At 55.1% G+C, this 25626-nt stretch carries 20 protein-coding genes and 3 tRNA genes; 19 read left to right on the top strand and 4 right to left on the bottom strand.

The features are described from left to right. Positions 1 to 43: 43 nt before the first annotated feature. The 3 genes from mscM to rsgA all read right to left on the bottom strand — a co-directional run bounded on the left by mscM (position 44) and on the right by rsgA (position 5631). Positions 44 to 3370, bottom strand: a complete 3327-nt coding sequence (gene mscM, locus AL479_RS06230; RefSeq protein WP_061075463.1) for a miniconductance mechanosensitive channel MscM — start codon at positions 3368 to 3370, stop codon at positions 44 to 46. A 141-nt stretch (positions 3371 to 3511) separates the two neighbouring features. Beyond that, positions 3512 to 4483 (bottom strand): archaetidylserine decarboxylase, encoded by a 972-nt coding sequence (asd, locus tag AL479_RS06225; RefSeq protein ID WP_061075462.1) that lies wholly within the window; start codon positions 4481 to 4483, stop codon positions 3512 to 3514. 95 nt (positions 4484 to 4578) lie between these two features. Next, positions 4579 to 5631: a small ribosomal subunit biogenesis GTPase RsgA gene (gene rsgA / locus AL479_RS06220; protein ID WP_192575247.1), complete on the bottom strand. Its 1053-nt coding sequence runs from the start codon at positions 5629 to 5631 to the stop codon at positions 4579 to 4581. Positions 5632 to 5737: 106 nt separating this feature from the next. Between rsgA and orn the strand changes: the two genes are divergently transcribed. From orn to AL479_RS06200, 4 genes are all read left to right on the top strand, one after another. Further along, on the top strand, positions 5738 to 6283 hold the full coding sequence (orn, locus tag AL479_RS06215) for an oligoribonuclease (RefSeq protein ID WP_061075460.1): 546 nt from the start codon (positions 5738 to 5740) through the stop codon (positions 6281 to 6283). 240 nt (positions 6284 to 6523) lie between these two features. Beyond that, positions 6524 to 6599, top strand: a tRNA-Gly gene (locus AL479_RS06210). Between the two features lie 82 nt (positions 6600 to 6681). Beyond that, positions 6682 to 6757: transfer RNA gene (locus tag AL479_RS06205), tRNA-Gly, on the top strand. 81 nt (positions 6758 to 6838) lie between these two features. After that, a tRNA-Gly gene (locus tag AL479_RS06200) sits at positions 6839 to 6914 on the top strand. 269 nt (positions 6915 to 7183) lie between these two features. On the opposite strand, the gene queG is transcribed toward AL479_RS06200, so the two are convergent. Continuing rightward, entirely contained in the window at positions 7184 to 8323 is a 1140-nt protein-coding gene (gene queG, locus AL479_RS06195) for a tRNA epoxyqueuosine(34) reductase QueG (RefSeq protein ID WP_061075459.1), read from the bottom strand. On the opposite strand from queG, the gene nnr reads away from it, so the two are divergent. The 15 genes from nnr (at position 8322) to AL479_RS06120 (ending at position 25580) form a co-directional block, all read left to right on the top strand. After that, positions 8322 to 9869: a bifunctional ADP-dependent NAD(P)H-hydrate dehydratase/NAD(P)H-hydrate epimerase gene (gene nnr / locus AL479_RS06190; protein ID WP_061075458.1), complete on the top strand. Its 1548-nt coding sequence runs from the start codon at positions 8322 to 8324 to the stop codon at positions 9867 to 9869. The two genes, queG and nnr, sit on opposite strands and share 2 nt — an antisense overlap. Then, positions 9841 to 10302 (top strand): tRNA (adenosine(37)-N6)-threonylcarbamoyltransferase complex ATPase subunit type 1 TsaE, encoded by a 462-nt coding sequence (gene tsaE, locus AL479_RS06185; RefSeq protein WP_061075457.1) that lies wholly within the window; start codon positions 9841 to 9843, stop codon positions 10300 to 10302. The genes nnr and tsaE overlap by 29 nt, the downstream gene beginning before the upstream one ends. Before the next feature lie 16 nt (positions 10303 to 10318). Next, positions 10319 to 11650 (top strand): N-acetylmuramoyl-L-alanine amidase AmiB, encoded by a 1332-nt coding sequence (amiB, locus tag AL479_RS06180; protein WP_061075456.1) that lies wholly within the window; start codon positions 10319 to 10321, stop codon positions 11648 to 11650. A 9-nt stretch (positions 11651 to 11659) separates the two neighbouring features. Then, a complete protein-coding gene (gene mutL, locus AL479_RS06175) occupies positions 11660 to 13522 on the top strand; it encodes a DNA mismatch repair endonuclease MutL (RefSeq protein ID WP_061075455.1) in 1863 nt (620 codons plus the stop codon). Further along, the gene (gene miaA, locus AL479_RS06170; RefSeq protein ID WP_061075454.1) at positions 13515 to 14465 is read left to right on the top strand and encodes a tRNA (adenosine(37)-N6)-dimethylallyltransferase MiaA; all 951 of its coding nucleotides are present in this window, start codon (positions 13515 to 13517) and stop codon (positions 14463 to 14465) included. The genes mutL and miaA overlap by 8 nt, the downstream gene beginning before the upstream one ends. 83 nt (positions 14466 to 14548) lie before the next feature. Continuing rightward, entirely contained in the window at positions 14549 to 14857 is a 309-nt protein-coding gene (gene hfq / locus AL479_RS06165) for an RNA chaperone Hfq (protein ID WP_061069555.1), read from the top strand. A gap of 74 nt (positions 14858 to 14931) precedes the next feature. Continuing rightward, positions 14932 to 16212 (top strand): ribosome rescue GTPase HflX, encoded by a 1281-nt coding sequence (gene hflX, locus AL479_RS06160; protein ID WP_042321426.1) that lies wholly within the window; start codon positions 14932 to 14934, stop codon positions 16210 to 16212. 189 nt (positions 16213 to 16401) lie between these two features. Then, positions 16402 to 17658, top strand: coding sequence for an FtsH protease activity modulator HflK (gene hflK, locus AL479_RS06155; RefSeq protein ID WP_061075453.1), 1257 nt, complete (start codon positions 16402 to 16404; stop codon positions 17656 to 17658). A gap of 2 nt (positions 17659 to 17660) precedes the next feature. Next, positions 17661 to 18665, top strand: a complete 1005-nt coding sequence (gene hflC, locus AL479_RS06150; protein ID WP_061075452.1) for a protease modulator HflC — start codon at positions 17661 to 17663, stop codon at positions 18663 to 18665. Positions 18666 to 18751: 86 nt separating this feature from the next. Continuing rightward, positions 18752 to 18949: a DUF2065 domain-containing protein gene (locus AL479_RS06145; RefSeq protein ID WP_042321436.1), complete on the top strand. Its 198-nt coding sequence runs from the start codon at positions 18752 to 18754 to the stop codon at positions 18947 to 18949. 103 nt (positions 18950 to 19052) lie between these two features. Then, positions 19053 to 20351, top strand: coding sequence for an adenylosuccinate synthase (purA, locus tag AL479_RS06140; RefSeq protein WP_042321439.1), 1299 nt, complete (start codon positions 19053 to 19055; stop codon positions 20349 to 20351). A gap of 221 nt (positions 20352 to 20572) precedes the next feature. Further along, complete coding sequence (gene nsrR, locus AL479_RS06135; protein ID WP_042321442.1) at positions 20573 to 20998, top strand: nitric oxide-sensing transcriptional repressor NsrR; 426 nt, start codon at positions 20573 to 20575, stop codon at positions 20996 to 20998. Between the two features lie 227 nt (positions 20999 to 21225). After that, entirely contained in the window at positions 21226 to 23667 is a 2442-nt protein-coding gene (gene rnr, locus AL479_RS06130) for a ribonuclease R (RefSeq protein ID WP_061075451.1), read from the top strand. A gap of 208 nt (positions 23668 to 23875) precedes the next feature. Then, positions 23876 to 24880 (top strand): D-cysteine desulfhydrase, encoded by a 1005-nt coding sequence (locus tag AL479_RS06125; protein WP_061075450.1) that lies wholly within the window; start codon positions 23876 to 23878, stop codon positions 24878 to 24880. Next, positions 24873 to 25580, top strand: a complete 708-nt coding sequence (locus tag AL479_RS06120) for an aspartate/glutamate racemase family protein (protein ID WP_061075449.1) — start codon at positions 24873 to 24875, stop codon at positions 25578 to 25580. The genes AL479_RS06125 and AL479_RS06120 overlap by 8 nt, the downstream gene beginning before the upstream one ends. Positions 25581 to 25626 lie beyond the last annotated feature (46 nt).

Genomic DNA, 25626 nt, shown 5'->3' with positions numbered 1-25626 from the left:
TTCGGCGACTCGCCCCGTTAGCCCTGTCCGGCACGACGAAGACTTACAAACTCCCCGCCGGACGACTTCTTCTGCCGGCAGAACTGAGCGTTTTCCCTGTTTGTCGGCCATTCAGGCTCTCCAGACGCATCTGGAACGGTGGGAATGGCATATCGATACCGTGCTCGCGGAAGCCCGCCAGAATCAACTGGTGGATTTCATGGCGCAGCGGCATGCGATGACCCATCTCGGCGGCGTAGATACGCAGTTCGAAGATCTGGATCCCCTGTTGCAGATCCACCAGGAAGACTTCCGGTGCCGGGTTGTCGATCACCAGCGAACAGCGGTGCGCGGCGGTTAGCAGGATCTGCGTCACCTCTTCGCTGTTCACATCGGACGGTGCCGGAATGGTCAGCACCACACGCGTCACGGAATCAGACAGCGACCAGTTGATGAACTGCTCGGTGATGAACGCTTTGTTCGGCACGATGATCTCTTTGCGGTCCCAGTCGCTGATGGTGGTTGCGCGGGTATTGATCTTCGTTACGCTGCCGGTCAGATCGCGAATGGTTACCGTATCGCCAATACGAATCGGTTTTTCAAACAGGATGATCAGGCCGGAGATAAAGTTGGCGAAGATTTCCTGCAAACCAAAGCCCAGACCGACGCCGAGTGCCGCCACCAGCCATTGCAGCTTAGCCCACTCAATTCCAATCATCGAGAAACCCACCAGACCGCCAATAAGCATCAGCAGGTACTTAGTGATGGTGGTAATGGCGTAGCCGGTACCCGGTGTGAGATCGAGGTGCTGCAGCAACGCCAGTTCGAGAAGCGCAGGCAGATTACGCACCAGCTGGGTGGTGATGATAAACACCAGAATCGCGATCAGCACCGCGCCCAGCGTAATCGGTTCTAAACTTTCAACCCCTTGCACCGTCGAGGTGACGTCCCACAGCGAGATGTTTTCGAGGAAGCCGAATGCGGAGTGAATTTCCGACCACAACACAATGACCGACAGCAGGGCGATCAGCATCAGGATGGAGCGCACCAGACGGAGCGACTGGGCGCTGATAGCATCGAGATCGACTTCGCTCTCATCAACGTCGATGGTCCCTTCCAGACTGGTCGAATGGGCCGGTTCTTCTTCGCCACGCGCGCGCTGGGCCAGCATTTCCGCGCGGCGGTGCTTGGCACGGTCAAAGGCCAGTCTGCGGCGCTGAATCAGCATCCAGCGACGAATGACGTGGTAAATCACCAACAGCAGGAACCAGATGGCGACGGAGGTTTCCAGTCGCGCCAGCAGCGCCTGCGACGTTGCCAGATAACCCACGGCGGCCGCCAGTATCGCCACCAGCGGTGCGCCAATCATCAGGTTCCACAGCATGCTGTTCACGATATTGTCACCGCTGCCCTCTTTATCGAGATAGAGCGGAATGCCAGCTTTCTTCAGACTCAGGGTGACCAGCGCCAGCGCACCGCAAATCAGGATAAAGCACAGGCGACCGAGCGAACCGGAGAACTCCCGATCGTTCAGGTTATCGAACATGATGAGCGCCATGATCAGCGGTACGATAAGCCCGATACTCATCAGGTAATAACGCATCGCACGCGACACGCGTTCGCGCGGCCAGCCGAAGTGGGCGATAAACAGGCCATTGGGCCGGGCAAATGTCGCGCAAATCATCACTACCCACAGCAGCGGCACCGTCGCCGTGACGCCATCGCCTATTGCGACGGCCAGTGGCCAGGGCCAGGCCTCGCGCAGTCCATACCCCAACGTCATCCACAGTACCGGCAGCGGCGAGGCCACCAGTATCGACCAGAACACGGTGCGTAGCGTCAGCCAGAAGTGATCCTGCGTCACCTTGCCCACTCTGGCGGCGGAACGCTCCAGAAAACGGGTGAAGTGACGACGTGAGTAAATGCTGAACCCGACCAGAATCAGCGCGCCAAACAGCGGCAGCAGGGTATCTCTGCTGGTCAGCATCATCACGCTGGCCTGACCTAACTGGCTGAAGGTGTCGAGTGAGATCAGCCGACGCAGATCCTGCACAATATCAATCGGCCAGGAGAATGACATCGGGCGAACGTCAGAGGTCCAGAACAGATAGCGGTGGGTCGCTTCATTCACCTCTTTCAGCGCATCCTCAAGCTGGCTATTGGACACTTTCAGTTTGGTCAGTTCGAGGATCAGCGTGTCGCCGCCCTGTAACAGCGAATTCAGCAGCTCGCGTTGGGTGCGCAGTTGTGCTTCAAGAATACGGTTTTGCTCCGCGGTAAGCGGTTGTCCGTCCGCCTGATGGAGCTGGCGCAGCTGAGGCTGCTTATTGAGCTGATCTTCATAGCGCAGACGCTGGACGCGCAGTTGCGCCATTTCAGTATCTAGCTGCTGGGGTTTGGGCATTTCCGGCAGACGCGCCACCTGGGCACGTAACGCTTCGCCCAACAGGTTAGACGAGCCTAACCATTGCGACTGTTCACGCAGTGTCGTCAACGCCTGACGTACCTGCTGAGTCTGGCTGGTGGCCTGACGCTGTTGAGACGCGACGAGATCCATGCGTTGCGCCTGCTGATTCAGCGCGGCTGACAGCTCCCGGTTCACTTTGAACTGGGCGACAATGTCCGGCGGTAAATCAGCGCTGTTCTCTGCCAGTAACTCGGTGCTTTCCAGCGCCCGTTCGGCTTCACGCTGGCGCTGGCTGTTGAGCTGATTGCGCAGGGCCTGTAAATAGGCATCCAGTTGCTGGCTCTGTTTTTCCGCCAGTTCGGATCGCATACGCGCCAGTTCCTGACGGTTGTTGGCCGAAAGTTGCGCCAGTTCCAGCTCATCAACCTGCGCTTTCAGGCGGGCGGATTCTGCCTGCATGCTGAAATTTTGCGCCTGGTTGAGCGGGGTGTTGCCGGTGGCGCTGCCAATGCGGCGTTCGATTTCGTTGAGCTGTCGGCGGGCGTCGGTTTGCTGCTGAGGCAGTTGGCTCAGCGAGTCGGCAATCTCACGAGCGCGTTCCTGCTCTTGCTGGGCCTGACGGCTCTTTTCCAGCAACTGACTGCTGACCTGGAGAATCTCCTGATTCAGCGCATCGGTCGTCATGCCCGGCGAAACGCTGCGAGGTTCATCGCGCAGATTGGTTAACTGCGCGCGCAGGCTGGCGGACATTTTCGGGAAATTATCAATAACCTGCTGATATTGCTGAGTGCGCTCGAGTGAACCTTTCCGTTCTTCAAGCGCGTTCAGGGCAGACTGAAGGGCTTCGACGACATCGGGCTGAGCAGGCTTTGCAGATTTCGCCTGCTCCAGTTCCTGGGTGATTTGTTTGGCGTCGGGGGCGGTTGCAGCGTACGCCCCCAGGCTGAGGCACCAGGCCATCAGAAAAGTTATAATCAGGCGCACAGCAGCTTCCTTCTACACGTTATCATTTAAGCTGCCTCTTTGTTGGCTGCGTTCATTCACCCCAGTCACGTACGAAGTGTACGTGACTGAGACCTCATTCTCTCGCCGCCTCGACGCATCCTGAATGATGTTGTGTATTGATTAGGTTTCGTCTTTCTTATCATCAACCAGCGGGCTGGCATCGTGCTCGGCGTTGATCTCTGCTTCTGCCAGCGGAGCGGGCTCTGCGTCAACGGGCGCAACGAATGTCTCGGTAGAGATCGCCAGCGGCTGACCAATTTTGGTCACCGAAAGACTTTCAAGCTGCTCGACCAGATTCACTTTCCCCGGCGCAAACAGGTTGATTACCGTGGAGCCCAGTTTGAAGCGGCCCATTTCCTGGCCCTTCAACAGCGCCACGGAGCCTTCGCTTTCACCGGCAGGCCAGGTCCAGCGTTTGATCACGCCTTCGCGCGGTGGTGTGATGGTTCCCGCCCAGACGGTTTCGATACTGCCAACAATCGTAGCACCGACCAGAATTTGCGCCATTGGACCAAACTCCGTATCGAACAGGCAGATAACACGCTCATTACGGGCAAACAGGTTCGGGACGTTCTGGGCCGTCAGATGATTGACCGAGAACAGATCGCCCGGCACATAGATCATCTCACGCAGAATGCCGTTACATGGCATGTGTACGCGGTGGTAGTCACGCGGTGACAGATAGGTGGTCACAAACGACCCGTTACGGAAAAGATCCGCCATCAGGTAGTTACCTGCCAGCAGGGCTTCCAGGCTGTAGTTGTGGCCTTTAGCTTGCAGGATTTTATCTTCTTCGATAGCACCTAACTGGCTGATGACGCCGTCAGCCGGCATGACCAGCACGTTCGGATCGGTATTCAGCGGGCGAACGTCGTCACGCAGTGGGCGGACAAAGAAATCATTGAATGAGCGGTAGCTGGCGGTATCCGGCTTCTGCGCTTCTTTCATATCGACCTTGTAGTACTTCACGAACAGATCGATAACCAGCTTAGTCAGCCATCCCGCTCGTTTGCTCGCGCCCCAGCCCGCCAGGCGAGTGAGCCATAGTTTCGGCAGAATGTATTGTAGCGAAAGTTTAAATGAGTTTAACAAGGTAGCCTCCAGGCTATTGTTTTGTCGTTCCTGACCCGGCGTTCACGCCGGATCCTGAAAAAGGGGGACGATTCTAGCGATGCTTAGCTTAGTTGTCAGTCATCGGTATCAGAAAAGTTTTTACGCGTTTTTACCTGCGACATGCTTTCGAGAATACGGTGATAATTTTCGAAACGGGTTTCCGCAATTTTCCCGTCCTCTACGGCAGCACGGATGGCGCAGCCGGGGTCAGCGTCGTGCTTACAGTCACGATATTTGCACAGCCCCAGATAGTCATGGAATTCGACAAAGCCATGGGTGATTTGTTCCGGCTCCAGGTGCCACAGGCCAAATTCACGCACGCCAGGGGAATCGATGACGTCGCCGCCATGTGGGAAGTGGTAGAGGCGGGCTGCGGTGGTGGTATGCTGTCCCAGGCCGGAGTTGTCAGAGACATCGTTGGTGAGAATCGCTTCCTGCAGCCCCAGCAGCGCGTTGAGCAGGCTGGATTTGCCGACGCCGGACTGGCCGGCAAAGATGCTGATGCGCCCGGTCAGCGCTTCTTCCAACGGTTTCAGACCGTCCTGGGTGTGGCTGGAGACCATCAGCACGCGATAGCCGATATGACGGTAGATATCCATCTGCTCATTCACAAACGCCATGCTTTCGTCATCCAGCAGATCGATTTTGTTGAGCACGATGATCGGTTCAACCTGCAATATCTCGCAGGCCACCAGATAACGATCGATAATATTAAGCGACAGCTCCGGTAAGATCGCGGAGACAATGACAATCTGGTCGATGTTGGCGGCAATGGGTTTTACGCCATCGTAGAAGTCCGGGCGCGTCAACACCGAGGTACGTTCATGCACCGCCTCGACGATTCCTTTGACGTTGACCCCTTCCGCTGCCGCTTTGCCGGGACGCCAGACCACACGGTCGCCGGTCACCAGCGAGCGGATCGTCCGGCGAATGTTGCAGCGGTGAATTTCACCGTCGGCAGATTCGACGTCGGCATGCATGCCAAAACGGCTAATGACGATACCTTCAGCGGTCTCGCCAAACAGGTTGTCATCGTAGTCTGGCTTCTCCTTAGACGTTTTAAGACGACGCTGGTGATTAGCGTTCACGCGGCGCTGTTGGCCTTTGGAGAGTTTATTTTTACTCAATCGTACTGGCTCCTGGTCGCCCATGTTGGGCAAAACATCTATGATACACACAATTCTAGATGAGAGTAGTCACACAGAATGTGACGCATGAGGGGTGGAAAATAGCATGAGTGCCAATGAAAACAACCTGATTTGGATTGATCTTGAGATGACCGGTCTGGATCCCGAGCGCGATCGCATAATTGAAATCGCCACGCTGGTCACCGATGCCAACCTGAATATTCTGGCTGAAGGGCCAACTATCGCTGTGCATCAGTCCGATGAACAACTGGCGCTGATGGATGACTGGAACGTGCGTACCCATACCGGCAGCGGGCTGGTGGAGCGAGTCAAGGCGAGCACAATGGGCGAACGTGAAGCGGAGCTGGCGACGATTGAATTTTTGAAAACGTGGGTGCCAGCGGGTAAGTCGCCAATCTGCGGGAACAGCATCGGACAGGATCGCCGTTTTTTGTTTAAGTACATGCCGGAACTGGAAGCGTATTTCCATTACCGCTATCTGGATGTGAGCACGCTGAAAGAGCTGGCGCGTCGTTGGAAACCCGAAATTCTGGACGGTTTGAGCAAGGAAGGAACGCACAAGGCGATGGACGATATTCGCGAGTCGGTGGCGGAACTGGCTTACTATCGTGAGAACTTTATAAAGTTGTAAGTTTGTTACTTAGCAGGCTTGCACTGTCGGGGTTTTGTCGCTAAATTGTGCAGCCTGCCGATTAATTAATCACTTGAACCTGATTTCAAAAAAATCGCTTTTAGAGGGGTTGCAGGCGGGAAGATTTCTCGTATAATGCGCCTCCCGTAACGACAGAGAATTACGCGTTACGGCAGCAACAAATTTTAATCAAAGCATTTCATGTTGCAGCAAGGCGGCAACGTGAAAGACGAAGATTAAGCGGGAATAGCTCAGTTGGTAGAGCACGACCTTGCCAAGGTCGGGGTCGCGAGTTCGAGTCTCGTTTCCCGCTCCAAAATTTGAAAGTGCTTATTAAGCACAGACCACCCAATCGCAGGATTTCGAAGCGCGACAGCAGTTCGAAAGACGAAGATTAAGCGGGAATAGCTCAGTTGGTAGAGCACGACCTTGCCAAGGTCGGGGTCGCGAGTTCGAGTCTCGTTTCCCGCTCCAAAATTTGAAAGTGCTTGTTAGCACGGACCACCCAATCGCAGGATTTCGAAGTGTGACAGCAGTTCGAAAGACGAAGATTAAGCGGGAATAGCTCAGTTGGTAGAGCACGACCTTGCCAAGGTCGGGGTCGCGAGTTCGAGTCTCGTTTCCCGCTCCAAATTCTTATCTCCAGAAAATCAACCACAGTGCATTTATGCGTTGGGGTCGTTTCGTTTTGTATCTGTCACACTCTTGTGAACAGAGTTATCCACAGCTTCAGATTTTTCTTCGGAAGATTCAAACACTTCGCCAGGTGAATAGTTTCTTTATAACTATCTGAAATAAAGGTTTAAATTAAGATTGCAAATTGTTAATGCGATCACTTGACGATTTTCTCGTTCTTGAATAGCAATGTGTTTTTATTTTTATGCACAGCCTGTGGATGATTCAGGCGTCCCGCGGCAATCCCTTCTCGATCGCATTAACCAGTCGCCTTTGCTTTGGTGATTGCACCTCGATCACGTCGGCGTTTCGCTTCGCGATCTGCTGCGCGACAGCCCACTCAATGTGTTCATCAAGAAGTGGGTGCTCACCCCGGCGGCTTTCCAGTGCGGACAGGGCGGCGTCACTCCAGGGCGCATTACCGAGTGCTACCGCAATATTACGCAGCCAGCGCAGATGACCAATACGACGAATGGCTGAACCTTCTGTGACTTTTAAAAACCAGGCTTCATTTCTGGCGAACAGCTCAATTAACTCGGGCGCATGAAGCGGCTTACGAGGACTGAAATCGTCTTCATCAGTCAGCTGCGAGTAGCGATTCCATGGGCAAATCAACTGGCAGTCATCACAGCCGTAGATCCGGTTGCCCATCAGTGGCCGCAATGCTTCCGGGATTGCGCCTTCCAGTTCGATGGTGAGGTAGGAGATGCAGCGACGCGCATCCACCGTGTAGGGGGCGACAATCGCCCCGGTCGGACAGGTGGTGATGCAGGCGACACATTTTCCGCAGCGTTCTTCCACGGGAGCGTCAACCGGCAGGGGTAAATCAATCAGCAACTCACCGAGAAAGAAAAATGACCCGGCCTCGCGGTTCAGGATAAGTGAGTGCTTACCTGTCCACCCAAGACCGGCTTTTTCCGCCAACGGGCGCTCAAGTATGGGCGCAGAGTCGACAAAAGGTCTAAAATTCAGCGAGACACAGTGCTGCTGAATCCTCTCACCCAGCTTTTTGAGGCGGTTTCGTAAAAGCTTATGGTAGTCGCGGCCCAGGGCATAGCGACTGATGTAACCCTGCGTGGGATTTTTCAGCGTACTGGCAAACGCGGCGTGGGCGGGAAGATAGTTCATGCGCACGCTGATGACGCGAAGCGTGCCGGGCAGCAGCTCATGGGGACGCGCGCGCATCATGCCGTGGCGCGCCATCCAGTCCATTTCGCCGTGGTATTGTTTGTCCAGCCATGCCTGCAGTTTGGGTTCGGACTCGCTCAGGTCAGTATCGGTAATACCGACTTGCTGAAAGCCCAGTTCCAGCCCCCACTGCTTAATTTTCTGCGCTAACTGATTGAGATCGAGGGGCTCTGACATGACGGACCATACAATGAAGAAAAACCCCATCAGTATACCACACTCCATCTGGCCCGCCGATGACATCAAACGGCTGGAACGAGAAGCCGCTGACACGCTAGGGCTCACGCTGTTTGAACTGATGTTGCGAGCGGGCGAGGCGGTGTTTGACGTGGCGCGTGAGTCCCGGCCTTATGCCCGGCGCTGGTTGGTGCTCTGCGGTCACGGTAATAACGGTGGCGATGGCTATGTGGTGGCGAGACTGGCGAAAGCGGCAGGGATTCTGGTCACGTTGATAGCGCAGGAAAGCGACAAGCCGCTGCCCGAGGAGGCCGCACAGGCGCGGGAAGCCTGGCTGAATGCGGGAGGCGTGATTCATTCCCCGGCGATCGCCTGGCCGGAAAATATCGACCTGATTATTGATGCGCTGCTGGGGACCGGGTTAACCCAGGCACCGCGCGAACCGTTGTCTGAATTAATCGAACGGGCAAACGCTCACCCCGCGCCTGTTGTCTCGATAGACATTCCTTCCGGGTTGCTGGCACAAACGGGCGCGACGCCCGGTGCGGTCATCAGGGCTGAACGCACGGTCACGTTTATCGTCCTAAAACCCGGTCTGCTGACGGGGAAAGCCCGGGATGTGACCGGGCGCCTTCATTTTAATTCGCTGGGGCTGGACGACTGGTTGGCAGGACAGGACGCGCCGATTCAGCGCTTTGACGCCTCGCAACTTGCGCGCTGGCTCTCTCCGCGCCGTGCAACGTCGCATAAAGGCGATCATGGTCGACTGGTGGTGATCGGCGGCGATCACGGCACGGCGGGAGCGATTCGACTGGCTGGTGAAGCGGCGCTGCGCGCCGGCGCGGGACTGGTGCGCGTGCTGACGCGCAGCGAAAATATCGCCCCACTGCTGACCGCTCGCCCCGAACTGATGGTGCATGAACTGACGCCGCAGTCCCTTGACGAAAGCCTCGCATGGGCGGATGTCATCATCATTGGCCCTGGGCTTGGGCAGGCGGAGTGGGGGAAGAAAGCGCTGCAAAAAGTCGAGAATTTCCGTAAACCGATGGTCTGGGACGCCGATGCGTTGAACCTGCTGGCAATCAATCCCGATAAACGTCACAATCGCGTCATCACACCGCATCCGGGAGAAGCCGCGCGGTTACTGGGGTGTTCTGTCGCAGAAATTGAAAGCGATCGCTTACATTCTGCACAGCGTCTGGTAAAACGTTACGGAGGCGTTGCGGTGTTGAAAGGGGCGGGAACCGTGGTTGCCGCACAACCGGAGGCATTGGGAATTGTTGATGTCGGGAACGCGGGCATGGCCAGCGGCGGCATGGGTGATGTGCTCTCCGGTATTATTGGCGCATTGCTCGGACAGAAGTTTACCCCGTATGATGCAGCCTGTGCTGGCTGTGTGGCTCACGGTGCGGCGGCCGATGTTCTGGCGGCGCGTGTGGGCATGCGCGGCATGTTGGCAACCGACCTTTTTTCCACGCTACAGCGTATTGTTAACCCTGATGTGATTGACGTTTATCATGATGAATCGAGTAATTCCGCTACCTGACGAACAGGCAACATTAGACCTGGGACAACGGGTAGCCAAGGTCTGCAACGGCGCGACCGTGATCTATCTCTACGGTGATTTAGGCGCGGGTAAAACCACCTTTAGTCGGGGATTCCTGCAGGCGTTAGGCCATTCTGGTAATGTAAAAAGTCCAACCTATACGCTGGTCGAACCCTATTCTCTCGATAACCTGATGGTCTATCACTTCGATCTGTATCGTCTTGCCGATCCCGAGGAGCTCGAATTTATGGGGATCCGCGATTATTTTGCCAACGATGCCATTTGCCTGGTGGAATGGCCACAACAGGGTAAAGGTGTACTCCCGGACCCGGATGTCGAAATACACATAGATTACCAGGCGCAAGGTCGTGAGGCGCGCATCCGTGCTGTCTCCTCATCAGGTGATTCGTTGCTGGCGCGTTTAGCCGGTTAACCTTAAAGGTGGCGGGATGATTTATCGCATCAGAAATGGGTTGGTAGCCATGCTGGTTCTGCTGTGCGCGCAGGCCGGAGCAGCCAGCCTCTCCGATATACAGGTCTCCAACGGCGATCGGCAGGCGCGTATTACGCTCAGCTTTATTGGCGATCCCGATTATGCCTTTTCCCATGAAGGCAAACGTACCGTCGCGCTGGATATTAAGCAAACAGGGGTCATTCAGGGGCTTCCGCTGATGTTTAGCGGTAATAACCTGGTGAAGACCATTCGCTCCGGCACGGCGAAAGATCCACAGTCGCTACGACTAATAGTGGATTTAACCGAAAACGGGAAAACCGAGGCGGTAAAACGGCAGAATGGCGGAAACTACACGGTGGTCTTTACCATTAACGCCGATACGCCTCCGCCGCCGCCACCCGCTCCTGTCGTCGCTAAACGCGTGGAAACGCCGGTGGTGACGCCGCGTCCGACTGAACCTGCGCGAAATCCGTTTAAAACCAGCAACGATCGCACCACCGCCGTGATCAGCAGCAATACGGCGACGCGCCCTGCGGCCAGGGCGACATCCAGCAATGGTGACAAAGTGGTGATCGCCATTGATGCGGGGCACGGTGGGCAGGATCCCGGGGCGATCGGTCCCGGCGGTACGCGAGAGAAAAATGTCACTATTGCGGTGGCCCGTAAACTGCGCACGCTGCTTAATGACGATCCGATGTTTAAAGGCGTATTAACCCGTGACGGGGATTATTTTATCTCTGTGATGGGGCGCTCTGACGTGGCGCGTAAACAAAACGCCAACTTCCTGGTGTCGATTCACGCTGATGCCGCGCCCAACCGTAGCGCTACCGGCGCCTCCGTGTGGGTGCTGTCGAACCGGCGCGCCAACAGCGAAATGGCGAACTGGCTTGAAGAACATGAAAAACAGTCGGAGCTGTTGGGCGGCGCGGGGGATGTGCTGGCAAATAGCCAGGCCGATCCGTACCTAAGCCAGGCGGTGCTGGATTTGCAGTTCGGCCATTCCCAACGCGTAGGGTATGATGTGGCAACCAACATGTTAGGCCAGCTCGAACGGATTGGGTCACTGCATAAACGGCGACCTGAACATGCCAGCCTGGGCGTTCTGCGCTCGCCGGATATTCCATCGGTGCTGGTGGAAACCGGGTTTATCAGTAATCACAGTGAAGAACGTCTGTTGGCGAGCGATGCGTATCAACAGCAGCTGGCCGACGCGATTTATAAAGGACTGCGTAACTACTTCCAGGCGCATCCGATGCAGTCGGCCCCGCAGGGAAGTGCGGCGCAAACCGCGAGCGCCGCTACGCCGGGTGAGTCGTTGATCAACTAAGGAATATGCATGCCGATTCAGGTGTTACCGCCACAACTGGCGAACCAGATTGCCGCAGGTGAGGTGGTTGAACGACCTGCATCGGTGGTCAAAGAGCTGGTGGAAAACAGCCTTGATGCCGGGGCAACGCGTATCGATATTGATATCGAACGCGGCGGCGCGAAGCTGATCCGTATCCGTGACAATGGCTGCGGGATCAAGAAAGACGAACTGGCGCTGGCGCTGGCGCGGCACGCCACCAGTAAAATTGCCTCACTTGACGATCTGGAAGCGATCATTAGCCTCGGTTTTCGCGGCGAAGCGCTGGCGAGTATCAGCTCGGTATCTCGCCTGACCCTCACGTCACGCACTGTAGAGCAACAGGAAGCCTGGCAGGCCTACGCCGAAGGGCGCGACATGGATGTGACGGTCAAGCCGGCTGCGCATCCGGTGGGCACCACGCTGGAAGTGCTCGATCTGTTCTACAACACGCCCGCCCGGCGCAAGTTTATGCGCACCGAGAAAACCGAATTCAACCATATTGACGAGATCATCCGGCGCATTGCGCTGGCGCGTTTTGATGTGACGATCAATTTGTCGCACAACGGCAAAATGGTGCGTCAATACCGCGCGGTGGCGAAAGAGGGACCGCAAGAGCGTCGTCTGGGCGCCATTTGCGGCGCGCCGTTTCTTGAGCATGCGCTGGCAATTGAGTGGCAGCATGGTGATCTGACCTTACGCGGCTGGATCGCCGATCCCCATCACACCACGACGGCGCTGGCGGAAATTCAGTACTGCTACGTCAACGGACGCATGATGCGTGACAGGCTGATCAACCACGCGATTCGTCAGGCGTGTGAAGATAAGCTGGGCGCCGATCAGCAGCCCGCATTTGTGCTGTACCTTGAGATTGATCCGCATCAGGTGGATGTCAACGTGCATCCGGCCAAGCACGAAGTCCGTTTTCATCAGTCGCGCCTGGTACACGACTTTATCTACCAGGGCGTACTGAGCGTGCTGCAACAGCAGCTTGAATCGCCATTGCCGCTGGAAGCAGAAAGCGAGCCCGCGCCCCGGCACGTTCCGGAAAACCGCGTTGCCGCAGGGCGTAACCATTTTGCTGAGCCGGCGCAGGCCCGCGAGCCTACGTCACCGCGTTACGCTTCCACACCGACAGCGGGCAGCAGCGCGCCGCGCCCGACGGCGGCAAGCTGGCCGCATGCTCAGCCGGGCTACCAGAAACAGCAGGGCGAGGTGTATCGCCAGCTCCTGCAAACGCCGACGCCTGCGACAAAATCGCCTGTGGTGGAACCTGCTGCATCGGCGCTGGCGGGGCACTGTCAGAGCTTTGGCCGTGTGCTCACAATTGTGGGCAACGACTGTGCGCTGCTGGAACGCGAAGGGAATATTCACCTGCTGGCGCTGCCTGTTGCAGAACGCTGGCTGCGTCAGGCGCAGCTTTCGCCGGGAGCAGGGCTGGTTTGCGCTCAGCCGTTGTTGATCCCGCTGCGGCTAAAAGTCTCTGCGGATGAAAAGGCCGCGCTGGAAAACGCGCAGGACGCACTGGTGGAATTGGGGATTGAATTTCAGGCAGATGCCCAGCATGTGACCATTCGGGCAGTGCCTTTACCCTTACGCCAACAAAATTTACAAATCTTGATTCCTGAACTGATAGGCTACCTGACGCAACAGTCAGCGCGTGAACCTGGTAATCTGGCGCAGTGGATTGCGCGTAATTTGATGAGTGAGCATACACAGTGGACAATGGCTCAGGCCATTACCCTGTTGGCTGATGTGGAGCGGCTTTGCCCACAGCTCGTGAAGGCGCCGCCGGGTGGTCTGTTACAACCTGTTGATTTACATACGGCGATGAATGCCCTGAAACATGAGTGATATCAGTAAGGCGAGCCTGCCAAAGGCAATTTTTTTGATGGGGCCAACAGCCTCGGGTAAAACGGCGCTAGCGATTGAATTGCGTAAAGTTTTGCCAGTAGAGTTGATAAGCGTCGATTCCGCCCTTATTTACAAAGGGATGGATATCGGGACGGCGAAACCGGACGCTGAAGAGTTAAAGGCGGCTCCGCACCGATTGCTGGATATTCGCGATCCGTCGCAGGCGTATTCTGCCGCGGATTTCCGCCGTGATGCGCTGGCGGAGATGAGCGAGATCACTGCTGCGGGGCGTATTCCGCTGTTAGTGGGCGGTACGATGTTGTATTTCAAGGCATTGCTGGAAGGTCTTTCGCCGTTACCGTCGGCAGACCCACAGGTCAGGGCCAGAATTGAGCAACAGGCGACAGAGCAAGGGTGGGATGCGTTGCACCAGCAGCTACAGACAATCGATCCCGTTGCGGCTGCGCGTATTCATCCAAATGATCCGCAAAGACTTTCCCGGGCACTGGAAGTTTTTTTCATTTCGGGTAAAACTTTAACGGAACTGACGCAAACGTCAGGTGATGCTTTACCGTACCAGGTGCATCAGTTTGCCATCGCCCCAGCGAGTCGTGAGCTGTTGCATCAACGCATCGAGCAGCGTTTTCATCAGATGTTGGCTTCAGGATTTGAAGCAGAAGTTCGGGCGCTTTTTGCCCGTGGAGATTTGCATACGGACTTGCCTTCCATTCGTTGTGTGGGATACCGCCAGATGTGGTCATACCTTGAAGGCGAAATATCATACGATGAAATGGTTTATAGAGGTGTTTGCGCCACGAGGCAGTTGGCAAAGCGCCAGGTAACCTGGTTACGCGGTTGGGAAGGAGTGCACTGGCTTGACAGTGAGAAACCTGAGCAGGCGCGGAACGAAGTATTACAGGTTGTTGGTGCTATCGCGAACTGAATGTGTACAATTAAGGCGTATCGTGCGCAATTTTCAGAATCGAAAGATTCAAAGTACAAATAAGCATATAAGGAAAAGAGAGAATGGCTAAGGGGCAATCTTTACAAGATCCGTTCCTGAACGCACTGCGTCGGGAACGTGTTCCAGTTTCTATTTATTTGGTGAATGGTATTAAGCTGCAAGGTCAAATCGAGTCTTTTGATCAGTTTGTGATCCTGTTGAAAAACACGGTCAGCCAGATGGTTTATAAGCACGCGATTTCTACTGTTGTCCCGTCTCGCCCGGTTTCTCATCACAGTAACAATGCCGGTGGCGGTACCAGCAGTAACTATCATCACGGTAGCGGCGCGCAGGGTTCTGCGGCGCAACAGGACAGCGAAGAGACCGAATAAGGTTTTTGGCTGTTTTACACACGGGGAGCCAGAATTTCTGCGTTCCCCGCTGATCTATATCGAGGGGTTGACGCTTGTTTGACCGTTATGACGCCGGTGAGCAGGCGGTACTGGTACACATCTATTTTTCGCAAGACAAAGATATGGAAGACCTCCAGGAGTTTGAATCTCTGGTCTCTTCCGCCGGTGTCGAAGCAATGCAGGTGATTACCGGTAGCCGTAAAGCACCGCACCCGAAGTACTTTGTTGGTGAAGGTAAAGCCGTTGAAATTGCGGAAGCCGTAAAAGCGACAGGCGCTGCCGTCGTATTATTCGATCATGCATTGAGCCCGGCCCAGGAACGTAACCTGGAGCGCTTGTGTGAGTGTCGTGTTATCGACCGCACTGGCCTTATCTTAGATATTTTTGCGCAGCGTGCACGTACCCACGAGGGGAAATTGCAGGTTGAACTGGCGCAGTTGCGCCATCTGGCTACGCGTCTTGTCCGTGGCTGGACACACCTTGAAAGACAGAAAGGCGGGATTGGTTTGCGCGGTCCGGGTGAAACCCAGCTCGAAACCGACCGTCGTTTATTGCGAAACCGTATATTGCAGATCCAGTCGCGCCTGGAAAAAGTTGAAAAGCAACGTGAGCAGGGGCGACAGTCGCGCATTAAGGCGGATGTCCCGACCGTCTCGCTGGTGGGATATACCAACGCCGGAAAATCCACCCTTTTCAATCAGATAACCGAAGCCAGGGTCTATGCGGCAGATCAACTGTTTGCGACCCTGGATCCGACGCTGCGGCGTATTGACGTGGCGGATGTCGGGGAAACCGTGCTGGCGGATACCGTTGGGTTTATCCGTCATCTTCCGCACGATCTGGTAGCGGCGTTTAAAGCGACCCTCCAGGAAACGCGTCAGGCGACACTGTTGCTGCATGTGGTTGATGCAGCGGATGTGCGCGTGCAGGAAAACATCGACGCAGTGGATACGGTTCTCGAAGAGATCGATGCTCACGAGATCCCATCCCTGATGGTGATGAACAAGATCGATATGCTGGATGACTTTGAACCGCGTATCGACCGGGATGAAGAGAACAAACCGATCCGTGTCTGGCTTTCCGCGCAGACAGGGGTTGGGATACCACAGCTTTTTCAGGCTTTGACGGAGCGACTTTCCGGCGAGGTGGCGCAGCATACGTTGCGTTTGCCGCCGCAGGAAGGGCGTCTGAGAAGCCGTTTTTATCAGCTTCAGGCAATAGAAAAAGAGTGGATGGAGGATGACGGTAGCGTAAGTCTGCAAGTTCGCCTGCCGATCGTTGACTGGCGTCGCCTCTGTAAACAAGAACCGGCTTTGGAAGACTATGTTGTCTGATCTGACGGATATGGCCTGAAGATTTTTTCGCCTCTGTACCTTGTGGAGGTTGAGCGGCAGGAAGGCGGCAAGTCCTGAAATCCTCTGGAGCATAGTCAACACTGTGACGGGGGCTGAGGGATGTAGCCAACGCATCTGCCGCGCAAAAAACACAGGTATAGCATCGCATAACAAATATGGAGCACAAACATGGCGTGGAATCAGCCCGGTAATAACGGACAAGACCGCGACCCGTGGGGAAGCAGCAAACCAGGCGGCAACTCTGAGGGAAATGGAAACAAAGGTGGTCGCGAGCAGGGGCCACCTGATCTCGATGACATCTTTCGCAAGCTGAGTAAAAAACTCGGTGGTCTGGGGGGCGGTAAAGGTACCGGCTCTGGCGGCGGAAGCTCATCGCAAGGCCCGCGCCCGCATCTGGGCGGACGTGTCGTCTCCATCGCGGCGGCAGCTATCGTCATTATCTGGGCGGCAAGCGGTTTCTACACCATCAAAGAAGCAGAGCGCGGCGTGGTGACACGCTTTGGTAAGTTCAGCCATCTGGTTGAACCGGGCCTGAACTGGAAGCCGACGTTTATCGACGAGGTTACGCCGGTGAACGTGGAAGCCGTCCGCGAACTGGCCGCTTCCGGTGTGATGCTGACGTCGGATGAGAACGTGGTGCGCGTTGAGATGAACGTGCAGTACCGCATCACCGATCCGCAGAAATATCTGTTTAGCGTAACCAGCGCGGATGACAGTCTGCGTCAGGCGACCGACAGCGCCCTGCGCGGCGTGATCGGTAAATACACCATGGACCGTATCCTGACCGAAGGGCGTACCGTTATTCGTAGCGATACCCAGCGTGAACTGGAAGAGACCATTCGTCCGTACAACATGGGTATTACCCTGCTCGACGTCAACTTCCAGGCTGCACGTCCGCCGGAAGAGGTGAAAGCGGCGTTTGACGATGCGATTGCTGCCCGTGAGAACGAACAGCAGTACATCCGTGAAGCGGAAGCGTATACCAACGAAGTTCAGCCGCGTGCGAACGGTCAGGCACAGCGTATCCTCGAAGAGGCGCGTGCTTACAGAACGCAAACCATCCTGGAAGCGCAGGGTGAAGTGGCGCGCTTCGCGAAAATTCTTCCGGAATATAAAGCGGCGCCAGAGATTACCCGCGAGCGTCTGTATATCGAGACAATGGAAAAAGTGTTGAGCCATACCCGTAAAGTGTTGGTTAACGACAAAGGTGGCAATCTGATGGTTCTGCCATTGGATCAGATGCTGAAAGGCGCGAACGCGCCAGCGGCAAAGAGCGATAGCGGTTCGAACCTGCTGCGTCTGCCCTCCACGTCTTCTTCCAGCAGCAGCGGAGCAAGCAACACCTCGTCCACCAGTCAGGGCGATATTATGGACCAACGCCGCGCTAACGCGCAGCGTAACGACTACCAGCGTCAGGGGGAATAACGATGCGTAAGTCAGTTATTGCGATTATCATCATCATGCTGGTAGTGCTGTACACCTCAATTTTCGTGGTGAAAGAAGGCGAGCGCGGAATTAAGTTCCAGTTCAGCAGCGTCGTGCGTGATGGCGACAAAAAACCGTTGATTTATGAGCCAGGCTTGCACTTTAAGGTTCCGTTTATTCAGTCGGTGAAAATGCTCGACGCGCGTATCCAGACGATGGATAACCAGGCCGATCGCTTTGTCACCAAAGAGAAGAAAGACCTGATTGTCGACTCTTACATCAAATGGCGCATCAGCGATTTCAGCCGTTACTTCCTGGCGACGGGCGGCGGCGATATTTCTCAGGCCGAAGTCCTGTTGAAACGTAAGTTCTCTGACCGTTTACGTTCTGAGATTGGTCGTCTGGATGTGAAAGACATCGTGACCGACTCCCGTGGTCGTCTGACCCTGGAAGTTCGTGACGCACTGAACTCCGGTTCTGCTGGAACCGAAGACGAAGTGGCGACCCCGGCAGCGGATAACGCGATTGCCGAAGCCGCTGAGCGTGTTCAGGCTGAAACCAACGGCAATGTACCGGTGATCAATCCGAACAGTATGGCCGCATTGGGTATCGAAGTGGTTGACGTGCGGATCAAGCAGATCAACCTGCCGACCGAAGTGTCTGAAGCGATCTACAACCGTATGCGCGCTGAGCGTGAAGCGGTAGCGCGTCGTCACCGTTCACAAGGTCAGGAAGAAGCGGAAAAACTGCGCGCGACAGCCGACTATGAAGTGACCAAAACGCTGGCGGAAGCTGAGCGTCAGGGTCGTATCATGCGCGGTGAAGGGGATGCAGAAGCGGCGAAGCTGTTTGCCGATGCGTTCAGCCAGGATCCTGACTTCTACGCCTTTATCCGTAGCCTGCGCGCTTACGAGAAGAGCTTCGAAGGCAATCAGGATGTCATGGTCATGAGCCCGGACAGCGATTTCTTCCGCTACATGAAGACACCGAATACCGCAACGCGATAATATCGTCGCAACGGTTTTAGGTTAGACGCATAAAACCACCGGCATCCTCAGGGATGCGGTGGTTTTCTTTTTATAAAGGACGTCCGATGAACTCAACAATCTGGCTCGCGCTTGCTCTGGTGTTAGTGCTTGAAGGTTTAGGTCCGATGCTTTACCCGCGAGCATGGAAGAAGATGATTTCTGCCATGACGCAGTTGCCTGAAAATACTTTACGTCGTTTTGGCGGTGGACTTGTGGTGGCGGGCATTGTGGTCTACTACATGTTGAGGAAAACGATTGGCTGATCAAAAAACGTGCGAATTTAGCTGATTTTTGCATGCAAAAAGTGCTGTATATCTGAAAAAGCGATGGTAGAATCCATTTTTAAGCAAACGGTGATTTTGAAAAATGGGTAACAACGTCGTCGTACTGGGCACCCAATGGGGTGACGAAGGTAAAGGAAAGATCGTCGATCTTCTGACTGAACGGGCTAAATATGTTGTACGCTACCAGGGCGGTCACAACGCAGGCCATACTCTCGTAATCAACGGTGAAAAAACCGTCCTCCATCTTATTCCATCAGGTATTCTCCGCGAGAACGTCATCAGCATCATCGGTAACGGTGTTGTGCTGTCTCCGGCTGCGCTGATGAAAGAGATGAAAGGACTGGAAGATCGTGGTGTTCCTGTTCGCGAGCGTCTGCTGTTGTCTGAAGCATGCCCGCTGATTCTGGACTACCACGTTGCGCTGGATAACGCGCGTGAGAAAGCACGTGGCGCGAAAGCGATCGGAACTACCGGTCGTGGTATCGGGCCGGCTTACGAAGACAAAGTCGCACGTCGCGGTCTGCGCGTTGGCGATCTGTTCGACAAAGCCACCTTCGCTGAAAAACTGAAAGAAGTGATGGAATATCACAACTTCCAGCTGGTTAACTTCTACAAAGTTGACGCGGTTGACTACCAGAAAGTGCTGGATGATGTGATGGCGATTGCCGACATCCTGACCTCTATGGTTGTTGATGTGTCCGATCTGCTGGACCAGGCGCGCAAGCGTGGCGATTTCGTCATGTTCGAAGGCGCGCAGGGTACGCTGCTGGATATTGACCACGGTACCTATCCGTACGTAACGTCCTCTAACACCACTGCGGGTGGCGTGGCGACCGGCTCTGGCCTGGGTCCGCGTTATGTGGATTACGTTCTGGGTATCATCAAAGCTTACTCCACGCGTGTGGGTGCGGGTCCGTTCCCGACGGAGCTGTTTGATGACATCGGTGAGTTCCTGTGCAAACAGGGTAACGAATACGGCGCTACCACGGGTCGTCGTCGTCGTACTGGCTGGCTGGACTCCGTTGCTGTGCGTCGTGCAGTACAGATCAACTCCCTGTCGGGCTTCTGCCTGACCAAACTGGACGTACTGGACGGTTTGAAAGAGGTGAAAATCTGTGTCGCTTATCGTATGCCGGATGGCCGCGAAGTGACCACAACACCGCTGGCGGCTGACGATTGGGAAGGTATCGAGCCGATTTACGAAACCATGCCGGGCTGGTCTGAGTCCACCTTCGGCGTGAAAGAGCGTAGCGGTTTGCCGCAGGCAGCGTTGAACTACATTAAGCGTATCGAAGAACTGACCGGTGTGCCGATTGATATTATTTCGACTGGCCCGGATCGTACTGAGACCATGATTCTGCGTGACCCGTTCGACGCATAATTTTGGTTCGTGGCGCAGTGCCTGATGGCGCTGCGCTTATCAGGCCTACAGAGTGTCGTTGGCCGGACAAGACGCAAAGCGTCGCCATCCGGCTTAATCGTGCGTTAAACCCTCGCTTTTTTCCTTCCCGAACTGAAATAAATTAGCGGCCTGGCTAGTGGCTGGTTTATCATCAATATAAATAAGATGTATCCCGATTCCCCCTTTTCCCTGAGGTTGATGTGCAGTTAACGAGTTTCACCGATTACGGACTACGAGCGCTAATCTATATGGCATCACTCCCGGAAGGTCGCATGACCAGTATTTCGGAGGTGACAGACGTCTACGGCGTTTCCCGTAATCATATGGTCAAAATAATCAATCAACTTAGCCGGGCGGGCTTTGTAACGGCTATTCGGGGAAAAAATGGCGGGATCCGTTTAGGCAAAGCCGCGAATACCATTCGAATCGGCGATGTCGTGCGCGAACTCGAACCGCTGTCGCTGGTGAACTGTAGCAGTGAGTTTTGCCACATCACCCCTGCCTGTCGACTCAAACAGGCGCTTTCTAAGGCCGTGCAAAGTTTTCTAACGGAGCTGGATAACTACACGCTGGCCGATTTGGTTGAAGAGAATCAACCGCTTTATAAATTATTGCTGGTGGAATAATGAAGTCCAAAGTATTTCGCGTCGTATCACGGCGGCAACAGAGTGACAAATTCGTCAGGAACGAATTTGAACAGCCGCAGGCTGGCCTTCGGTGAGAGACAGCGATGTCTCTCATAACTCCCCAGGAGCTTACAAAAGTAAGTGACCGGGGAGAGCAAAGGCAGCCAACAAAGAGACGGCGTGAAAGACGACGGAATTCCACCGGAACTGACAATGGAGGAACCTCGATGTCACAAGATCCTTTCCAGGAACGCGAAGCTGAAAAGTACGAAAATCCTATCCCAAGCCGGGAATTTATCCTCGAACATTTAACAAAACGCGAAAAACCCGCCAGCCGCGATGAGCTGGCTGTGGAACTGAACATAAAAGGCGAAGAGCAGCAGGAAGCCCTGCGTCGCCGTCTGCGCGCGATGGAGCGTGACGGACAACTGGTCTTCACCCGTCGCCAGTGTTATGCGCTGCCGGAACGCCTCGATCTGCTGAAAGGTACCGTTATTGGCCACCGTGATGGCTACGGCTTTCTGCGCGTCGAAGGACGTAAAGACGATTTGTATCTCTCCAGCGAGCAGATGAAAACCTGCATCCATGGCGATCAGGTATTGGCGCAACCGCTGGGCGCGGATCGTAAAGGTCGCCGTGAAGCGCGTATCGTGCGCGTGCTGGTGCCGAAAACCAGCCAGATTGTCGGTCGTTATTTCACCGACGCCGGCGTGGGCTTTGTCGTCCCTGACGACAGTCGCCTGAGTTTCGATATTCTGATCCCGCCGGACGCGGTAATGGGCGCCCGCATGGGCTTTGTGGTAGTGGTCGAACTTACCCAGCGTCCAACGCGCCGCACCAAAGCGGTAGGGAAAATCGTCGAAGTACTGGGCGATAACATGGGGACCGGTATGGCCGTCGATATGGCGCTGCGAACCCATGAAATCCCGTACATCTGGCCAGCCGCCGTTGAAAAACAGGTTGCCGGTCTGAAAGAAGAGGTGCCTGAAGAGGCAAAAGTCGGTCGTGTGGATTTACGCGATTTGCCGTTGGTCACCATTGACGGCGAAGATGCCCGCGACTTTGACGATGCGGTCTATTGCGAGAAGAAACGCGGTGGCGGCTGGCGTTTATGGGTGGCGATTGCCGACGTGAGTTATTACGTGCGTCCGCCGACGCCGCTGGACCAGGAAGCGCGTAATCGCGGGACGTCCGTGTACTTCCCGTCGCAGGTGGTACCGATGCTGCCGGAAGTGCTCTCCAACGGCCTGTGTTCACTGAACCCGCAGGTTGATCGCCTGTGCATGGTCTGCGAAATGACCATCTCGACCAAAGGCCGTCTGACGGGGTATAAATTCTACGAAGCGGTGATGAGCTCACATGCGCGTCTGACCTACACCAAGGTCTGGCATATGTTGCAGGGCGATCAGGATCTGCGCGAGCAGTATGCGCCGCTGGTTAAGCATATCGAAGAGCTACACAACCTCTATAAAGTGTTGGATAAAGCCCGTGAAGAGCGCGGTGGCATCTCGTTTGAGAGTGAAGAAGCGAAGTTCATTTTCAACGCGGAACGCCGTATTGAACGAATTGAGCAAACCCAGCGTAACGATGCGCACAAGCTGATCGAAGAGTGCATGATTCTGGCGAACATCTCGGCGGCGCGTTTCGTTGAGAAAGCCCAGGAGCCTGCGCTGTTCCGTATTCACGACAAGCCGACCACCGAGGCGATCACTTCCTTCCGTTCTGTTCTGGCGGAACTGGGGCTGGAACTGCCGGGTGGCAATAAGCCAGAACCGCGTGACTATGCGGAACTGCTGGAATCGGTCGCCGATCGTCCTGATGCCGAAATGCTGCAAACCATGCTGCTGCGTTCGATGAAGCAGGCGATTTACGATCCGGAAAACCGGGGCCACTTTGGTCTGGCGCTACAGTCGTACGCGCACTTTACCTCGCCAATCCGTCGTTATCCGGATCTCTCCCTGCACCGCGCCATTAAGTATCTGCTGGCGAAAGAGCAGGGCCATAAGGGTAACACCACCGAGACGGGAGGTTACCACTACTCGATGGAAGAGATGCTGCAACTGGGCCAGCACTGTTCGATGACTGAACGTCGCGCGGATGAAGCAACCCGTGACGTCGCTGACTGGCTGAAGTGCGACTTCATGCTGGATCAGGTCGGCAACGTCTTTAAAGGCGTGATTGCCAGCGTCACCGGCTTTGGCTTCTTTGTGCGTCTGGACGAACTGTTCATCGATGGTCTGGTGCACGTCTCCTCGCTGGATAACGACTACTACCGTTTTGACCAGGTGGGACAGCGCCTGACCGGCGAATCCAGCGGACAGACTTATCGTCTCGGCGATCGCGTGGAAGTGAAAGTCGAAGCCGTGAATATGGATGAGCGCAAGATTGATTTCAGCCTGATCTCCAGCGAGCGTGCGCCGCGTAACGAAGGTAAAACGGCGCGTGAAAGAGCGAAGAAAGGCGATGCAGGCAAAAAAACCGGGCGTCGTCGTCAGGTTGGTAAGAAAGCCAATTTCGAGCCTGATAGCGCTTTCCGTGGCGAGAAGAAACAAAAGCCAAAGGCGGCGAAGAAAGAGGCCAGAAAAGCGAAAAAGCCTTCTGAGAAAACGCAAAAAATAGCGGCGGCGACAAAAGCAAAGCGTGCCGCTAAAAAGAAAACCGCGCAGTAATTTTTTTCCGATAACCCCTTCCAGGCGAAGGGGTTATTCTTTTTTGTCGTAAGACATTCCACAAGAGTATATACACTCCCGTCATCACTCCTTTTTTCTGCCTTATTCATTTTTCAGTAATCGTTATTTATTCTTTTTGATTAGCCCTCTTCGGCAGATGTGTATAGTGAATTTCACTTTTTGAAATCCTTAATAGCAAGGAGCACTTATGCATCTGGCTCGTTTTCCAAGAGTATCTCTTGGCCATTTTCCCACGCCGCTGGAGCCGCTAAATAATTTAAGTAAATTATTAGGTGGACCAAAAATATGGATTAAACGTGATGACGCGACCGGCCTTGCAAGTGGCGGGAATAAAACCCGCAAGCTGGAATTCCTTCTGGCAGATGCACTGGAGAAAAAAGCGGATGTGGTCATCACCCAAGGGGCGACGCAATCAAACCATGTCCGTCAGACAATCGCAGGTGCTGCAAGGCTTGGGTTAAAAGCGAAAGCGCTGTTGGAAAAACGGGTGACGGATTTTGGTGAAGATTATCAGCGCTCGGGCAATGTGTTACTCGATAACTTGCTGGGAGGGGAGATCGTTGCTCACCTGCCCGGTGGAACGGATATGCAGCAGGCAATGGAAGAGTATGCCGCAACGTTGCGTGAGCAAGGGTACAACCCGTATGTCATTCCGGGGGGCGGGTCGAACCCGACGGGGGCGCTGGGCTATGTCGCCTGTGTAGAAGAGTTGCTGTATCAGTCATCCGAGCGCCGGCTGCGCATTGATCACGTCGTTCATGCCACGGGCAGTACCGGTACTCAGGCGGGATTAGTGGCGGGCTTTACGGCAACCCACAGCCATATTCCCGTGTTGGGTATCAGCGTGCGGGCGCCTAAAGCAAAACAGGAAGAGAACGTGTGGACGCTGGCTTCCCGCACGCTGGAACGGCTTGGCGTACCGGGAGAGTTGTCGCGTCACGCGGTAGTGGCGAATAGTGATTATGTTGGCGATGGGTACGGTTTGCCGACAGAAGGGACACTGGAGGCGCTGACGTTGCTGGCTCGTCATGAAGGTATCTTGCTTGATCCCGTTTACTCCGCAAAAGGGATGGCTGGGTTGATTGACCTTATTCGTAAAGGTCACTTCCGTCGGGATGAGAACATTGTCTTTATCCATACCGGGGGATCGGCGGGGCTGTTTGGTTACCGGCAGGTGCTGGAGCATGGCTAAACCTTTCTTGCTTGGCGTGTTGGGGGGAATGGGTCCCCTGGCGACGCTGGACTTTCAACGTCGTCTGCTGGATGCCACGCCTGCGCAAAGCGATCAGCAGCAGATCCCCATGGTCGTCTGGAATGTGCCGCAAATCGCGGATCGCCAGCAAGCGCTGGCAGGAACGGGGCCATCACCCCTTCCACAACTGCTACACGGTATCAGGACGCTGAATCAGGCGGGAGCAAGCCATATTGCAATCCCTTGTAATACGGCACACCACTGGTATAACGCGCTCAGCGAAGTGAGTCATGCACCCATTTTGCATATCGTTGACGCCACGCTGGATGCCTTGACTCAGTCTGATGACAAACCTTCGCGAGTGGGCATTATCGCGACAAAAGGCACGCTGGATGCCGGCTGGTATCAACAGAGGCTGGCTGCGCAGGGCATTGAGGTGCTGGAGCCAACAGCAGAGGAACTGACACAGTGGTTCGTACCAGGTTGTTATGCCGTCAAACGCGGCGCGCTGGTTGAAGGGGGAGAGTTGTTAGCGCGACAGGCTAATGCACTGTTTGAACGCGGGGCGCAAAAGCTGGTGCTGGCGTGTACAGAGGTGCCTGTCGCACTGGAGGCGATCAATACGCCATTTCATCATCTGACATATGACCCGGCTCAGGCATTGGCAGAGCGATGTTCGCAGTTATGGCAAATGAACTAACGTCTTAAATATATGTGCAGTCCGCTACGGTGTCGGACTCAATATT

Source organism: Citrobacter amalonaticus, from assembly GCF_001559075.2.
In the GTDB taxonomy this organism is placed as follows: domain Bacteria; phylum Pseudomonadota; class Gammaproteobacteria; order Enterobacterales; family Enterobacteriaceae; genus Citrobacter_A; species Citrobacter_A amalonaticus_F.
This window is presented reverse-complemented; position numbering and strand designations above follow the sequence as displayed.

Bases quoted from the DNA above. Each gene is read 5' to 3' on its own strand.
- orn (WP_061075460.1), top strand. From the start codon at position 5,738: ATGAGTGCCAATGAAAACAACCTGATTTGGATTGATCTTGAGATGACC.
- nnr (WP_061075458.1), top strand. From the start codon at position 8,322: ATGACGGACCATACAATGAAGAAAAACCCCATCAGTATACCACACTCC.
- queG (WP_061075459.1), bottom strand. From the start codon at position 8,323: ATGTCAGAGCCCCTCGATCTCAATCAGTTAGCGCAGAAAATTAAGCAG.
- tsaE (WP_061075457.1), top strand. From the start codon at position 9,841: ATGATGAATCGAGTAATTCCGCTACCTGACGAACAGGCAACATTAGAC.
- amiB (WP_061075456.1), top strand. From the start codon at position 10,319: ATGATTTATCGCATCAGAAATGGGTTGGTAGCCATGCTGGTTCTGCTG.
- mutL (WP_061075455.1), top strand. From the start codon at position 11,660: ATGCCGATTCAGGTGTTACCGCCACAACTGGCGAACCAGATTGCCGCA.
- miaA (WP_061075454.1), top strand. From the start codon at position 13,515: ATGAGTGATATCAGTAAGGCGAGCCTGCCAAAGGCAATTTTTTTGATG.
- hfq (WP_061069555.1), top strand. From the start codon at position 14,549: ATGGCTAAGGGGCAATCTTTACAAGATCCGTTCCTGAACGCACTGCGT.
- hflK (WP_061075453.1), top strand. From the start codon at position 16,402: ATGGCGTGGAATCAGCCCGGTAATAACGGACAAGACCGCGACCCGTGG.
- hflC (WP_061075452.1), top strand. From the start codon at position 17,661: ATGCGTAAGTCAGTTATTGCGATTATCATCATCATGCTGGTAGTGCTG.
- AL479_RS06145 (WP_042321436.1), top strand. From the start codon at position 18,752: ATGAACTCAACAATCTGGCTCGCGCTTGCTCTGGTGTTAGTGCTTGAA.
- purA (WP_042321439.1), top strand. From the start codon at position 19,053: ATGGGTAACAACGTCGTCGTACTGGGCACCCAATGGGGTGACGAAGGT.
- rnr (WP_061075451.1), top strand. From the start codon at position 21,226: ATGTCACAAGATCCTTTCCAGGAACGCGAAGCTGAAAAGTACGAAAAT.
- AL479_RS06125 (WP_061075450.1), top strand. From the start codon at position 23,876: ATGCATCTGGCTCGTTTTCCAAGAGTATCTCTTGGCCATTTTCCCACG.
- AL479_RS06120 (WP_061075449.1), top strand. From the start codon at position 24,873: ATGGCTAAACCTTTCTTGCTTGGCGTGTTGGGGGGAATGGGTCCCCTG.